The sequence below is a fragment of the Accumulibacter sp. genome (assembly GCF_029255145.1).
GTDB lineage: Bacteria > Pseudomonadota > Gammaproteobacteria > Burkholderiales > Rhodocyclaceae > Accumulibacter.
Window position 1 is genome coordinate 15,140 of the sequence record NZ_JAPUVQ010000093.1, and the last position, 14,921, is coordinate 30,060.

Here is a 14,921-nt window from a genome sequence, read left to right on the forward strand (position 1 = left end):
TGGCTAGAGTGTCGGGTTCGTCACACCGCCGAGTATACCGTCCGATGACTGACCCTTTCCGGCAACTTGCCAGCTTTCTGGCGCGCGCTGAGCAGTTTCTCGATCGGATCGAGCCCTTGCTGCCACCGGCGTCGCCGACCCCCGACTGGCATGCTGCCAGCGCCTTTCGCTGGCGAAAGAGCCATGGCACCGGCTACCTGCAGGCAATCACCCGGCTGCCCGAAATCACCCTTGCCGACCTGCACGACGTCGATCAGCAGAAAGCCCGTATCGACGCCAACACCCGCCAGTTCGTCGCCGGCCAGCCGGCGAACAACGTCCTGCTGACCGGTGCGCGGGGGTCAGGCAAATCGTCGCTGGTCAAGGCCCTGCTCAACGCCTATGCGGCCGACGGTTTGCGGGTCATCGAGGTCGAAAAGAGCGACCTCACCGACCTGCCGGACATCGTCGAGCTGGTCGACGGGCGCCCCGAGCGCTTCGTCATTTTCTGCGACGACCTCTCGTTCGATTCCGGCGACGCGCGCTACAAGGCGCTGAAAGTCGTTCTGGACGGTTCGCTTGCGGCCGCTCCCGAGAACGTCCTGATCTACGCCACCTCCAACCGCCGCCACCTGATGCCCGAGTATTTTGCCGAGAACCTCGAGAGCAAGCGGGTCGGCGACGAGATTCACCCGGGCGAAGCGATCGAGGAGAAGATCTCGCTCTCCGAGCGTTTCGGCCTGTGGATTTCCTTCTACCCTTTCGATCAGGACGCCTATCTCAACATCGTCGCGCACTGGTTGAAGACCTTTGGCTGTGCCGACGCCGAAGTCTTCCGCGCCGAACGCGATGCGCTCAACTGGGCGCTCGAGCGCGGATCGCGCAGTGGCCGTGTCGCCTGGCAGTTCGCCCGCGATTGGGCGGGCCGGCAGCGCAGCGCCGACGGCGGGCAGCGATCGACGCCCGCGACCGCCGTGCGCACTGCTGCGGCGGGCAAGCGCAAGCGTTCGGCGCGCACGTCGTGAGGCGAAATCCCCCGGTGACGCCGGCCGGCAGATGACCCGGATCCCGACAGCTGCCGCGCTCGGCGCAGTCGGCTCGGCCGGCCTGCCCGACCCTCCCAGTCGACTCGCGCCCGTCGGGGAAGTGACCGAAGTTGCCGCAGCAGTGCTGCTGCGTGGTCACCCGGCGGCGCCGGAGTTCCTGATGGCGCAACGCCCGACCGGGAAGGTCTATGCGGGTTACTGGGAGTTCCCCGGCGGCAAGGTCGAAGCCGGCGAGAGCGTCCGCGAAGCGCTGGTTCGCGAGCTGCACGAAGAACTGGGGATTACCGTCGACCGGCTTTGGCCGTGGGTCTGCTGCGAGTTCACCTATCCGCATGCCACCGTGCGCCTGCGCTTTTTCCGCGTCAGCTCGTGGCACGGGCAAGTCACGCCGCTGGAACACAGCGCCTTTGCCTGGTTGAAGGTCGGCGAGGCGCCCAGCGTCGCACCGATCCTGCCCGCCAACGGACCGATCCTGCGCGCGCTCGACCTGCCGGCGGTGTATGCCCTGAGCAATGCCGAGGAGAATGGCCCGGCGGCGGAACTGGCGCGGCTGGCGGGAGCGCTGGCACAGGGGCTGCGGCTGCTGCAGTTGCGCGACAAGACGCTGGCGCCAGCGCAGCGCCGGTCCTTCGCCGGCGAGGTGATGGCGCTGGCGCGCCGTTACCAGAACGCGCGTGTGCTGGTCAACGACGACCAGGAACTCGCTCGCGCGGTCGGCGCGCACGGACTGCACCTGTCGTCGACGCGGCTGTGGCAGGTCGAGCGACGGCCCGACTTCGACCACCTTGCCGCCTCGTGCCACAGCGCTGCCGATCTGCTGCGGGCGGCGCAACTCGGACTGGACTTTGCCGTCCTCGGCCCGGTGCTGCCGACGCCCAGCCACCCCGGCCTCGTCGGAATCGGCTGGCCGGAGTTTTCGCGCCTGGTCGAACGCTCGCCGCTACCGGTCTACGCTCTCGGCGGGCTGCAGCCCGAGATGCTCGACCTGGCCTGCAGCAACGGCGGCCACGGCGTCGCGCTGATGCGTGGCTGGCGCTGATTCGACGGCGGCTGGGCCGACGAACACAACAGCGCCGGCCAGCTATTCCCGGCTGAGCAGCTGGATGCTGCGCGCGGCGACCAGGCTGGTCGTCTCGCGTCGGCCGGCGGCGAATGGCTGCGGCGCGCTACTGTCGCAGCGTTGTTGCCATACGCCCGCCGGCAGCAGAAAAGGCACCGGTATTTCGTCGCGGTTGATCAGGCACAGCAGCAGTCGGCTGTCCGGCGGCTGCCCGGCGCCGGGCAAGTCGCTGGCGAGTTGCACGGCGAAGGTGCCCAGCGTTGCCGATTGCCAATCGGCCATGGCCATCGGTCGTCCGGCCGGATGCCACCACAGCACATCGGGTTGCCGGGCCTCGCCGCCGCCCTCGCCGGTCAGCCAGCTGTTTCGCCGCAGTTGCGGGAAGCGCCGCCGCAAGGCGATCAGCCCGGCGACGAAGTCGATCAGATCGCTGTCGGCAGTGCGCCAGTCGAGCCAGGTCATGGCGTTGTCCTGGCAGTAGGCGTTGTTGTTGCCGGCCTGCGTGCGGCCGATCTCGTCTCCGCCCTGAAGCATCGGAACACCCTGGGCGACCAGCAGGGTGGTCAATAGCGCGCGCTGCAGGCGGCGGCGCTTTTCGAGCACCAGCGGGTCATTGCTGTCACCTTCCTCGCCGCAGTTCCACGACAGGTTGTGCCCGTGGCCGTCGCGATTGTCCTCGCCATTGAGCTCGTTGTGTTTGTCCTGGTAGCTGACCAGGTCGCGCAGGGTAAAGCCGTCGTGCGCGGTAATGAAGTTGACGCCGGCCTGGGGTGCGCGGCCGGCGCCACCGAACAGTTCGCTCGATCCGGCCAGCCGCTGTGCCAGCGCGCCGACGCCGACCTCGCCGGTCAGCCAGAAGGCGCGAACGTCGTCGCGGAAGCGGTCGTTCCATTCGCTCCAGCCCGGCAGGAATCGCCCCAGCTGGTAGCCATCCGGACCCATGTCCCAGGGTTCGGCGATCAGCTTGACCTGCTGCAGCATCGGATCCTGCCGGAGCGCCGGCAGAAAAGCGCTGTCGCGGGCGAGAGCGGCCGCCAGGTCGAAGCGGAAACCGTCGACGTGCATCACGCCGACCCAATAGCGCAAGGCATCCATGACCAGCTGCAGGACGCGTGGGTGGGTGAGGTTGAGGGTGTTGCCGCAACCGCTGAAGTTCTCGTAAGCGGCGAGATTGCCCGGCGGCAGCAGGTAGTAGCTCTGGTTGTCAATGCCGCGAAACGAGAGCGTCGGGCCGAATTCGTCGGTCTCGGCGGTGTGGTTGAAGACCACGTCGAGGATCACTTCGAGGCCGGCGGCGTGCAGCGTCCGCACCATCGTCTTGAACTCGTCGATCACCGTCTGGCCGCCGATCCGGGCGGCATAGCGCGGCTCGGGCGCGAAAAAGGCGAGCGTGTTGTAACCCCAGTAATTGACCCGCCCTTCGCTGGCCAGTCGTTGCTCGTCGAGGAAGTGGTGTACCGGCAGGAGACTGAGCGCGGTGACACCCAGCCGCTGGAAGTGGGCGATCATCGCCGGCGAGGCGAGTCCGGCGTAGGTGCCGCGCAGCGGCTCGGGGACGTCGGGGTGCTGCCGGCTGACACCCTTGACATGAACTTCGTGGAGGATCGTATCCGCCCATGCTATTGCCGGCGGCGCATCGCCGTCCCAGTCGAAGGTTTCGTCGACCACGCAGGCGCGCGGGGTCTGCGCCGGATCGTCCAGCGCCGTCCAGGAAAAGCGGCCGACGATCTGACGCGCGCAGGGGTCGAGCAGCAGCCTGGCGGGGTCGAAGCGCTGACCACTGTCGGGCGCCGCAGGGCCAGCCACGCGGTAGGCGTAGCACAGCCCGGGAGCGGCGCCGGCGAGGTAAGCGTGCCAGACCTGATCGCTACACTGGCGAACGGGCAGCGCGCGCATGCTGTCGCCGTCGAAGATGCACAGCTCGACGGCTTCGGCATGCGCCGAGAAGAGCGCGAAGTTCACCCCGCGGCCGTCCCAGTGGGCGCCGAGCGGCCATGGTCGCCCGGCTTCGAGCGTTAGGGCGGTGGTCACGGCACCCATTCGAGGAACAGCGCCGCCAGCGGCGGCAGGGTGAGATTCAGCGACCACTCACGACCGTGCGCAGACGCCCGCTCGGCGGTGATCCCGTCCGGCCCGTTGCCGACGTTGCCGCCGCCGTAATGCTGCGAGTCGGTATTGATCCGCTCGTAGTACTTGCCGGCCATCGGGACGCCAACCCGGTAAGCGTGGCGAACGACCGGAGTGAAGTTGCCGACATAGAGCATGGCGCGGGAACGGTCCCGCGTCCAGCGGACGAAGGCGACGACCGACGACTCGGCATCGTCGGCGGCGATCCATTCGAAACCGGCGGGCTCGAAATCGACCTGATGCAGCGCCGGACGGCTGCGGTAGAGGCTGTTGAGGTCGCGGACCAGGTTACGGATGCCAGCGTGCGTCGGGAAATCGAGCAGCGCCCAGTCGAGCGAGGTGTCGTGATTCCATTCGCTCCACTGGCCGAACTCGCCGCCCATGAACAGCAGCTTCTTGCCCGGATGCGCCCACATGAAACCGTACAGCGAGCGCAGGTTGGCGAACTTCTGCCAGGTGTCGCCAGGCATCTTGTTGATCAGCGAACCCTTGCCGTGTACCACTTCGTCGTGCGACAGCGGCAGGACGAAGTTCTCGGTAAAGGCGTACATCATCCCGAAACTGAGCTTGTTGTGATGATAGCGACGATGGATCGGATCCTGCGACATGTACGAGAGGACGTCGTGCATCCAGCCCATGTTCCACTTGTAGTGGAAACCCAGGCCGCCCATCGACGGCGGCCGGCTGACCATTGGCCAGGCGGTCGATTCCTCGGCGTGAGTGTCGGCGGCGGGGTGCTCCTGGCCAAGGACCTCGTTCATCCGGCGTAGGAAGGCAACGGCCTCGATGTTTTCGCGGCCGCCGTGCACATTCGGCACCCACTGCCCTTCCGAGCGGCTGTAGTCGCGATAGAGCATCGATGCCACGGCATCGACGCGCAGGCCATCGACGCCGTAGCGCTCGATCCAGAACAGCGCATTGCCGATCAGGTAGTTGCTGACTTCGCGGCGGCCGAAGTTGTAGATCAGCGTGCCCCAGTCCTGATGCATGCCTTCGCGCGGGTCGGCGTGCTCGTAGAGCGGGTTGCCGTCGAAACGCGAGAGGCCGTGTTCGTCGGTCGGGAAGTGCGCCGGCACCCAGTCGACGATCACCCGCAATCCGGCGGCGTGACAGGCGCCGACGAACTGGCAGAAGCCGGCCGGGCTGCCGTGACGCGCGGTCGGCGCGTACAGGCCGAGCGGCTGGTAGCCCCAGGAACCGTCGAAGGGATGCTCGGAGATCGGCAACAGTTCGAGATGGGTGAAACCGAGGTCGACCACGTACGGGATCAGCGTTTCGCTCAGCCGCTGCCAGTCCGGGAAGCCGCCGTCGTCGGCCCGCCGCCACGAAGCCAGGTGAACTTCGTAGATGCTCAAGGGGGCACCCAACTGCTCGCCAGCCGGTACCGGGACGGGCTCGACTGGCGGCGGCAGGGCGCAGACCACCGAGGCCGTCGACGGGCGCATTTCGGCTTCGAAGCCGTAGGGGTCCGACTTGAGTGGCAGCAGATGCCCATCGCGAGAGCGTATTTCGTACTTGTAACGCGCTCCGGCGGCCACTCCCGGCAGAAATATCTCCCACACCCCGCATTCCCGGCGCAGACGCATCGGGTGCCGGCGACCGTCCCAGGTGTTGAAGTCGCCAACCACGCTGACCCGCTGCGCGTCGGGCGCCCAGACCGCGAAAGCGGTACCGGCGACGCCATCGATCTCGGTCAGGTGCGCACCGAGGCGCTCGAACGGCCGCAGGTGCGAGCCTTCGGCAAGCAGCCAGACGTCCATCTCGCCGAGGACGGCCCAGAAACGGTAAGGGTCGTCGGTTTCCTGGACGCCGTGCTCCCAGGTGATCCGCAGGCGGTACGAAAAATCCTTGCGGCGGCGGGGAATGACCCCCTCGAAGAAGCCCTCGACGCCTTTGATCTCGCGCTGGGCGAGTTCGGCGACCTGCTTGCCGGTCTTGGCGTCCAGTACCGCGACCGAACGTGCGCCCGGTTGCAGGCTGCGGACCCACAGTCGGTCGTCGGCGTCGGTGTGCATGCCGAGGACTGCGTAGGGGTTGCCGTGCTCGGCCCGGCAAAGGGAAATAATCTCTGCATTGTCAATCATCTGCGAGTTCCTCAGGGAGTCAGTGTTCGTAAGTTCCAGGTGTCGTTGGCGTAGTCGCGGATCGTCCGGTCGGCCGAGAACAAGCCCATGCCGGCAACGTTGAGGATCGCCTTGCGCTGCCACTCGGCAGGCGTCAGATAGAGCGCGTCGACACGCTGCTGGGTCGCCACGTAGTCCGCATAGTCGGCGAGCAGCTGGTAGTGGTCACCATAATGGACCAGGCAATTGAAAACGTCGTGATAGCGCGGGCGATCGCCGGGCGAGAAGAAACCGCCGTCGATCTTGTCGAGCGCTTCCTTGAGCGCCGGATCGTCGTGGTAAACCTCGTTCGGGTGGTAGCCCTCCTGCCTGAGAGCAGCGACCTGCGCGGTGTTGTTGCCAAAAATGAAGATGTTGTCGGCGCCGACCTGGTCGCGGATCTCGATGTTGGCGCCGTCCTCGGTGCCGATGGTCAACGCCCCATTGAGCGAGAGCTTCATGTTGCCGGTGCCCGACGCTTCGGTGCCGGCGGTCGAAATCTGTTCCGACAGGTTCGCTGCCGGCATGATCAGTTCGGCGACGGAAACTCCGTAGTTGGGAATGAAGACGACCTGCAGCATGTCGCGGGTGCGCGGATCGTTGTTCACCACCGCCGCGACGTCGTTGATCAGCCGGATCACCTGCTTCGCCATGTGATACGACGACGCCGCCTTGCCGGCGAAAATCACGCTGCGCGGCGCGCAGTCGACGGCCGAGCCGTCACGCAGCGCGTTGTAACGGGTGATCACGTGCAGGACGTTGAGCAACTGCCGCTTGTACTCGTGGATGCGCTTGACCTGCACGTCGAACAGGCTGTCCGGGTTCAGCGTGACGCCCACTTCACGCGCGACGTAGTCGGCCAGGCGCAGCTTGTTGCTGCGCTTGGCGGCGGCGAAAGCAGCGCCGAAAGCCGGGTCGTCGGCGCTGGACCGCAGTTCGTGCAGGCGATCGAGATCGAGGCGCCAGTTCTTGCCGATACTCTCATCGAGCAGCTTCGACAGCGGCCGATTGGCCTGAGCCAGCCAGCGCCGCGGCGTCACGCCGTTGGTCTTGTTGTGAAAACGCTCGGGGTACAGGCGGGCGAAATCGGCAAAGATGGTCTGCACCATCAAGTCCGAATGCAGCTGCGAGACGCCGTTGATCCGGTGGCTGCCGACGATGCTCAGGTGCGCCATGCGCACCCGCTTGTCCTTTTCGTGGCCATTGCCGTCGTCGATCAGCGACACCCGCCGCATCAGGTCGATGTCGCCGGGGTAGAGGCGAACCACTTCGTCGAGAAACTCCTGGTTGATGCGATAGATGATCAGCATGTGACGCGGCAGGACCCGCTGCATCAGCGTCACCTTCCAGGTTTCCAGCGCTTCCGGCATCAGGGTGTGGTTGGTGTAGGAGAAAATCCGGCGGCATTGGTCCCAGGCGTCGTTCCAGCGCATCTCGTGTTGGTCGACCAGCAAGCGCATCAACTCGGCGACGCCGATCGCCGGGTGCGTGTCATTGAGGTGGATGGCGACCTTTTCCGCCAGATTGCAGAAGCTGCCGTACTCGGTAAGGTGGCGCTCGAGGATGTCCTGCATCGATGCCGAGACGAAGAAGTACTCCTGCCGCAGGCGCAGCTCGCGGCCGGCCGAGGTGCTGTCGTTCGGATAGAGCACCCACGAGATGTTCTCGAAACGGTTCTTGAACTCGGCCGCGCGCTGGTAGTCGCCGGTATTGAAGGCGCCGAGGTCGATCTCCGATGGCGCCGCTGCCTTCCACAGCCGCAAGGTGCTGACCCGCTCGGTACCGTAACCCGGAATCACGTGGTCGAAGGCCTTGGCTTCCACCGAATCGGCGGCGTGCCACTCCGCCCACTCGCCATGGTGCTCGGCGGTACCGCCGAAATGCACCGTATAGTGCTTGCCGCTGCGCGGGAATTCCCACGGCGAGCGATCGTGCACCCAGGCTTCCGGCTTCTCGACCTGCTGGCCGTTGACGATCGACTGGGCGAACATTCCATACTCGTAGCGAACGCCATAGCCCCAGGAGGGAAGTCCCAGGGTGGCCATCGAATCCAGGAAGCACGCCGCCAGGCGCCCGAGACCACCGTTGCCGAGGGCCGCGTCGGGTTCGCATTCCATCACCTCGTCCAGCGACGGGCCCGGCGGGGCAAAAACAGCCGCCGCCTGCTCGCGAAGATCGAGAGCCGACAGGGCGTTGTTCATCGCCCGGCCGATCAGGAATTCCATCGACAGGTAATAGACGCGCCGCGCCTGGCTCTCGCGATCGGCGTGCTGGGTCTCGACCCAACGTTTCGCCAGTTGTTCGCGGGCGACCTGCGCCAGCGCATGGTAGAACTCCGCCTTGCCGGCGACGGATCGTTCGGTGGCCACCTGGCAGAGCAGCTTGTGGTCGATCTGGGAGCGCAGGGGTTCGCTTTCGGGTTGGGCTGCAGCGGCATCGGACATCAGGGAAGTACTCCAGTAGGGTTCATGGGCCATCGTCGCTCTCGGCCAGGGCGTGAGCAGCGCCCAGTAGCGCCGGCGTAGGCGAGAGCATTACATAGGTCGGGATTGCGGCCAAGTAGGCGGCGAAGCGCCCCTTGGTTTCGAAGCGGGCGCGAAAGGCGGACCGATCAAAGAGATCGCCGAGGCGAGGAATGATACCACCCCCGATGTAGACGCCGCCTCGGGCACCGAGGGTCAGCGCCAGATTACCCGCCATCGAGCCGAGCATCGCGCAGAAGGTGTCGACCACCGCGCTGCACTGGACATCTTCATTGGCCAGGGCCCGCGCAACGATCTCGGCCGGAGTCAAGGCCTCGCACGCCCGGCCGTCGACCTCGGCGACCAGGCGATGCAGCAGCGGCAGGCCGCTACCGGACAGCAGCCGCTCGGCGGAGACGTGCTGCAGTTCACGCCAGGCGAGGGCGAGAATTGCCGACTCACGCCCATCAGCGGGTGCCAGCGAGCAGTGTCCACCTTCGCCGGCCAGCGCCAACCAGCGGCCGCGATCGAAAACGACGCCGGAGACGCCGAGGCCGGTGCCCGGCCCGAGCACCGCCTTGGGGGCCAGCGCCAAGGTCGTGCCGCCGCCTACCTGCCGTAGCTCGCCGGCCGGCAGGCGCGGGAGCGAGAGGGCAAGAGCCGTGAAGTCGTTGAGCAACAGCAGCCGGGAAATTCCGAGCCGCGCCTTCATTTCCGCGCACGAGAAGGTCCACGATCCATTGGTCAGCCGGATCAGCTGCTCGTCGATCGGAGCGGCGAGGGCAATCGCCGCGGCACGCAAGTCGGCGCAGCCGACTTCTCCGAGGTAGGCCTCGATCGCCTCCACCGGCCCGGCGAAATCAGCCACCGCAAGAATTCGAACCAGATGCGGCAAGCCCTGATCGTCGAGCAGCGCGAAGCGTGCGCGTGTGCCACCGATGTCGGCCACCAGCATCGCCGTTAGTTCCGGTGCTCTTGCTGATCCGGAAGAGCCTGCAGCCGCGTCGGATGACGCCGTCGAAGTTGGCTGCCGGGGCGGGAGATGAGCGATTTCCATGGGGTTCTGGGGATGACGTGGTAACAGACGCGGGCAGCTTTGGTAGCCTGACGGCTGCAGGTTTGAGAGCGAATGCCGGGGCCGGAGCGGATGGCAAGAGGGGTGAATCTTCGCACCGATCGCCCCATCGATCAAAGGGCCATGCTGCGAGGCCCCGCCAGTCCCGAAGGAAATGCGCGCAGCCGCCGCGAGTCTGTCGGTTACACGCTTGTCCTGTCAAGGTGCTGCGTGCTTCCGCAGCCGTGGCGCATGAACCCCGGGACCGACGGCGGTCTGGCGCCGGCCGTCACAACGTCGCGGCCAGCGTTCCTGCCCACCAAGACCGAACTGGCGCGTGCGGCAAGAGCTCGGAACGGAACCACTGCCCGGGTTGGGCCCGACAAGGAGCGGCTACGCCTTGCCAGCGGTTGCCAACCACGGCAACAGCGCTGCCGCTGCTTCGTCTGCGCCAGACGGCCGCGGAACTGCCGGCGGGGCTTGGCTCCATAAAGCCGCCAGTGCTGGTCGCAGTCGACCAGCAAGCAGGTCGGCATCGCTGACCTCGCGGCAACGGCCGTGCTGTTGCAGCCAGGCGATCAGGACATCCTGCTCCGGCCAGTCTTCGCGCCGCAGGTAGAGCAGCGGGGTGCCGTTGCAGGCGGCTTCGGCGAAAGTGCCGTAGCCGGGTTTGGTGAGCACGGCGTCGACCGCGCGCATCAGATCCGTGATCGGGCGACCCAGCGCTTCGAAGTCGGTGAAGCCGGGCTGGTCGATCTGCCAGGCCTGCGGAATCAGCCAGTGCAGACCGGCGAGCGGCGGCCATTGGTCGACCGGCAGTTGCTTCTCGACACCGCCGAAAGCAATCAGGACCAGTCGCTGCTCGCCGCTGCAGCCAAGTTGCCGGCGCAGTTCCTGCCGGCAGTCGCCACCAACGGCAGCGATCGGGCCGATGGTACGCAGCCCTGGCAGGTCGCTCATCGCCATTCCCGGCGTGAGCCGCAGGAAGCATTCGGCGCTGCGGTACGCTTCCAGCATCTGGCGATGAATCGTCGGCGCCCAGTCCTCGCTGGCGAAGAAATGCGCAAAAAGCTCGGCCCAGTTGAGCGAGCACATGGCGACCGCAGGAATTCCTGCGCGCGCGGCGCCGGCGAGCGGCAGGTAGGCGACGTCGCTGAGCACCAGATTCGGCTTGAGCTGGCGGAAGAGTTGGGCGTCGCTCTCGACCAGCCGATTCCAGTCAGCATGCTGGCGGCGATAGGCCTGAGCGGTCGCGTCGAGGTCGAGGCTTACGGCGTCATGCATCACGTAGCCGAAGTCGCTGCTCCCCGGCAGGTGGCTGAAGTCGGCCGCTACGCGGGCCCGCAGCTTGGCGGTCGGCAGGCCGCTGCGGATGCTCAGGCGCAACGCCGGCAGGCGCTTGCCCAGCGCCTCGAGCACTGGCGCGACCTGCGCCAGGTGGCCAAAACCGTGTGCCGAGATATCGACGAAGAGGTGTGGCCGGTCCATCTGCGTCGAGCCAATCAGACGAAGCGCGCGAGCATCGCGCCCGGCAACTCGGCCGGCAGCGGGATCCATACCCGATGACCGTTGCCCGGGGCGACGCGGATTACGGCGCCGTCCAGACTTTCCATGTGTTCGAGTGCGACCAGGCGATTGCCCGAGGGATGGATGATTTCCAGCCGATCGCCAACCGAGATGCGGTTCTTGACGTCGATCAGCGCCAGTTGGCGGCCGGGATGCCAGTCGATCACATCGCCGACGTAGAGGCTGCGCCCCGATTCGGAGTGGCCTCGCAGGTAGTTCTGCATCTCGTGTTCGTGGTGGCGCTGGTAGAAGCCGTCGGTGTAGCCACGATTGGCCAGGCCCTCGAGTTCGCCGAGCAGGCCGGGATCGAATGGGCGGCCGGCAACCGCGTCGTCGATCGCGCGGCGGTAGACCTGCGTGGTCCGTGCGACGTAGTAGGCCGACTTGGTGCGCCCTTCGATCTTCAGCGAATCGACGCCGATCTCGGTCAGTCGCCGGACGTGCTCGACCGCCCGCAGGTCCTTCGAGTTCATGATGTAGGTGCCGTGCTCGTCTTCATCGATCGGCATCAGTTCGCCCGGGCGCTCTTTTTCTTCGAGCAGCCAGTCGCCGATCGCGCTGCCGCCAGCGCTGGTCGAGCTGCAGGCACCCGGCCGGTCAGCGTCGGCGGTACCTGCAGCCTTCAGCTTGTAATCCCAGCGGCACGAATTGGTGCACGTGCCCTGGTTGGGATCGCGGTGGTTGAAGTAGCCTGACAGCAGGCAGCGGCCCGAGTACGCGATGCACAGGGCGCCGTGAACAAAGACTTCCAGTTCCATTTCCGGACACTCCTGGCGAATTTCCGCCACTTCGTCGAGCGACAGCTCGCGCGACAGGATGATCCGGCTGATCCCGATCTTGCGCCAGAAGTGCGCGGCGGCAAAGTTGACGGTATTGGCCTGCACCGAGAGATGTACCGGCATCTCTGGCCAGTTTTCGCGAACCAGGTCGATCAGCCCGGGGTCGGCCATGATCAGCGCGTCGGGTTTGAGCGCCACCACCGGCGCCATGTCGGCGAGGTAGCTGCGGACCTTGCTGTTGTGCGGCAGGACGTTGCTGACCACGTACAACTTGCGGCCCGCTGCGTGCGCGTCGTCGATCGCGCCAGCCAGTGCCTCGATCCTGCCGAACTCGTTGTTGCGCACGCGCAGGCTGTAGCGCGGTTGCCCGGCATAAATGGCGTCGGCACCGAAGGCCAGCGCGGTCCGCAGCATGGTCGGAGAACCCGCAGGAGCGAGCAACTCGGGAGAATGGCACGCCGAGACGAGCGCGGTCGCTACATTGAGGGACATCCGGGGAGGCGGCATGACAGGGTAGAATGCCGAATGCGGCAAACCGCAATCTTACCCTCATTATCCAGATCGCCGCCCCATGTCCGAAGAGATACTGATCAACTTCACCCCGCAGGAAACACGCGTCGCGGTCATGCACCAGGGCGCCGTCCAGGAACTGCATATCGAGCGCAGTTCGAGTCGCGGCTTCGTCGGCAATGTGTATGTTGGACGCATCGTTCGCATCCTGCCGGGGATGCAGTCGGCGTTCATCGAGATTGGCCTCGGCCGTACCGCATTCCTGCACGTTGCCGACATCCGGGAACCGCGCACCAACGATGAGCCGTTGCGGCCGATCGAGCGCTTGCTGTTCGAGGGCCAGAGCATTCTCGTGCAGGTGATCAAGGATCCGATGGGCACCAAGGGCGCCCGCTTGTCGACGCAGGTCTCGATCGCCGGGCGGATGCTGGTCTATCTGCCGCAGGACAAGCACATTGGCATTTCGCAGCGGATCGAAAGGGAGTCTGAACGCGAAGCGCTGCGCGAAAAGTTGTCGCGCCTGGTGCCGAGCGACGAAACCGGCGGCTTCATCGTCCGGACGATGGCCGAGAACGCCAGCGAATCCGAACTCGCCAAGGACGTCGAGTACCTTCGCAAGATCTGGCGTGATATCCAGCTTCAGTCGACCACCGCCGCGCCGCCTTCGCTGCTCTATCAGGAATTGTCGCTGGCGCAGCGCGTGCTGCGCGACTGCGTCCATCCCGATACCGCCGGCATCGTCATCGACTCGCGCGAGAACTTCCAGAGACTGAAGGCATTTGCCGCCGAATACACCCCGACAGTCGAGCCCTTGCTGGAGCATTACACCGGCGCCCGACCGCTGTTCGACCTGCACGGCGTCGAGGACGAGATCCAGAAGGCGCTGGCGCGCCGGGTCGATCTCAAGTCGGGGGGCTACCTGATCATCGATCAGACCGAGGCGATGACCACCATCGACGTCAACACCGGCGGTTTCGTCGGCGTGCGCAACTTCGACGACACGATCTTCAAGACCAATCTCGAAGCGGCGCAGACCATCGCCCGGCAGCTGCGTCTGCGCAACCTCGGCGGGATCATCATCATCGACTTCATCGACATGGAAAATGAAGTGCACCGGGCGGCGGTGCTCAGCGAGTTCAACAAGGCGCTGGCGCGCGACCATACGCGACTGACGGTGAACGGCTTCACCGCGTTGGGGTTGGTCGAAATGACCCGCAAGCGGACGCGCGAATCGCTTTCGCATGTCCTCTGTGAAGAGTGTCCAACCTGCGGCGGGCGTGGCGAGGTCCGGACAGCGCGCACCGTGTGCTACGAGATCCTGCGCGAGTTGCTGCGCGAGGCCCGCCAGTTCGACGCGCGCGAATACCGCGTGCTCGGCAACCTGGCGGTTATCGACCGTTTTCTCGACGAGGAGTCGCAAGGTCTGGCGATGCTCTCCGACTTCATCGGCAAGCCGATTTCGCTGCAGGCCGAGCCCAGCTACAGCCAGGAGCAATACGACATCGTGCTGATGTGAGCGTTTCGCGGCGGACCGGGCAGGCGCTGCTGGCTGCAGCGGAATCCGCCTGCACAGTGGCTCTGGTCGACTGCGTGTGTTTGCAGCTTGACCACCAACTGGCGCGGGTCCTATAATCTGCCGCCCTGAGGTGATGTAGCTCAGTTGGTTAGAGCGATGGATTCATAACCCATAGGTCGGTGGTTCAATTCCACCCATCACCACCAAAGAATCAAGCATTTAGCCCGGTCCGCAAGGTCGGGCTTTTTGTTGGGGTTACGCCGGGGTTACATTTGCCGCAACAAGGCCGTTGCTCCGCACCACACTGCCGATCATGTGCGCCAACACCAGCAGCAAGGCATTGGGTAGAATTTCAGACTTCCTGATCTCGGTCGGGAATGCAGGTAGAATTCCGGAATTTACAGTGGCACTTTATTCTGACGTCCATAAATTTCGTATGGCAAAGACCGAGCGTCGCTGGGGGGTGCAAGGAGGAGCAGGCGTTGAGGCAGTCGTGGCTTCCAGGGTTTCCGGATGGTGCGCAGAAAGTGGGAGAAGGGTTGGCGATTCTGGAGAAGGATGGCCAAGCGATCTACTTCGTTGGAGGAGACAATTATTTCTCGCACCCCGTAGGAGACGATGCTGGCCGCAGGTTCGCACTGACCAGCCTGATGGAAAACGGGCACGTCAAGGCGGTCGAACTGGAAAGGCCACCGCTGTGCATCCCGCACCGCACGCTGA

General features: G+C 65.5%; 10 protein-coding genes and 1 tRNA gene. 5 read left to right on the forward strand and 6 right to left on the reverse strand.

Annotation, left to right across the window (positions count from 1 at the left end; genetic code table 11):
* Positions 1-44: 44 nt before the first annotated feature.
* Both Q1L50_RS09080 and Q1L50_RS09085 read left to right on the forward strand, forming a co-directional pair.
* The gene (locus Q1L50_RS09080; RefSeq protein ID WP_300337729.1) at positions 45-1,004 is read left to right on the forward strand and encodes an ATP-binding protein; all 960 of its coding nucleotides are present in this window, start codon (positions 45-47) and stop codon (positions 1,002-1,004) included.
* Between the two features lie 31 nt (positions 1,005-1,035).
* Entirely contained in the window at positions 1,036-2,064 is a 1,029-nt protein-coding gene (locus tag Q1L50_RS09085; RefSeq protein WP_300337731.1) for a Nudix family hydrolase, read from the forward strand.
* 42 nt (positions 2,065-2,106) lie between these two features.
* On the opposite strand, the gene glgX is transcribed toward Q1L50_RS09085, so the two are convergent.
* The 6 genes from glgX to yegQ form a co-directional block, all read right to left on the reverse strand.
* Positions 2,107-4,116: a glycogen debranching protein GlgX gene (glgX, locus tag Q1L50_RS09090; RefSeq protein ID WP_300337732.1), complete on the reverse strand. Its 2,010-nt coding sequence runs from the start codon at positions 4,114-4,116 to the stop codon at positions 2,107-2,109.
* Entirely contained in the window at positions 4,113-6,296 is a 2,184-nt protein-coding gene (glgB, locus tag Q1L50_RS09095) for a 1,4-alpha-glucan branching protein GlgB (RefSeq protein WP_300337734.1), read from the reverse strand. The genes glgX and glgB overlap by 4 nt, the downstream gene beginning before the upstream one ends.
* Positions 6,297-6,307: 11 nt before the next feature.
* The gene (locus tag Q1L50_RS09100) at positions 6,308-8,758 is read right to left on the reverse strand and encodes a glycogen/starch/alpha-glucan phosphorylase (protein ID WP_300337744.1); all 2,451 of its coding nucleotides are present in this window, start codon (positions 8,756-8,758) and stop codon (positions 6,308-6,310) included.
* A gap of 22 nt (positions 8,759-8,780) precedes the next feature.
* Positions 8,781-9,731 carry a glucokinase gene (gene glk, locus Q1L50_RS09105; RefSeq protein WP_300337736.1) on the reverse strand — a complete coding sequence of 317 codons (951 nt, stop codon included), beginning with the start codon at positions 9,729-9,731 and terminating at the stop codon, positions 8,781-8,783.
* 492 nt (positions 9,732-10,223) lie between these two features.
* Positions 10,224-11,318: a hypothetical protein gene (locus Q1L50_RS09110; protein ID WP_300337737.1), complete on the reverse strand. Its 1,095-nt coding sequence runs from the start codon at positions 11,316-11,318 to the stop codon at positions 10,224-10,226.
* Positions 11,319-11,332: 14 nt separating this feature from the next.
* A complete protein-coding gene (gene yegQ / locus Q1L50_RS09115; protein WP_300337739.1) occupies positions 11,333-12,667 on the reverse strand; it encodes a tRNA 5-hydroxyuridine modification protein YegQ in 1,335 nt (444 codons plus the stop codon).
* Between the two features lie 79 nt (positions 12,668-12,746).
* On the opposite strand from yegQ, the gene rng reads away from it, so the two are divergent.
* From rng to Q1L50_RS09130, 3 genes are all read left to right on the forward strand, one after another.
* Positions 12,747-14,201 carry a ribonuclease G gene (gene rng / locus Q1L50_RS09120; protein WP_300337740.1) on the forward strand — a complete coding sequence of 485 codons (1,455 nt, stop codon included), beginning with the start codon at positions 12,747-12,749 and terminating at the stop codon, positions 14,199-14,201.
* A 129-nt stretch (positions 14,202-14,330) separates the two neighbouring features.
* Positions 14,331-14,407: transfer RNA gene (locus Q1L50_RS09125), tRNA-Met, on the forward strand.
* Between the two features lie 276 nt (positions 14,408-14,683).
* On the forward strand, positions 14,684-14,921 hold a 238-nt coding region (locus tag Q1L50_RS09130), incomplete at its 3' end, for a hypothetical protein (RefSeq protein ID WP_300337742.1).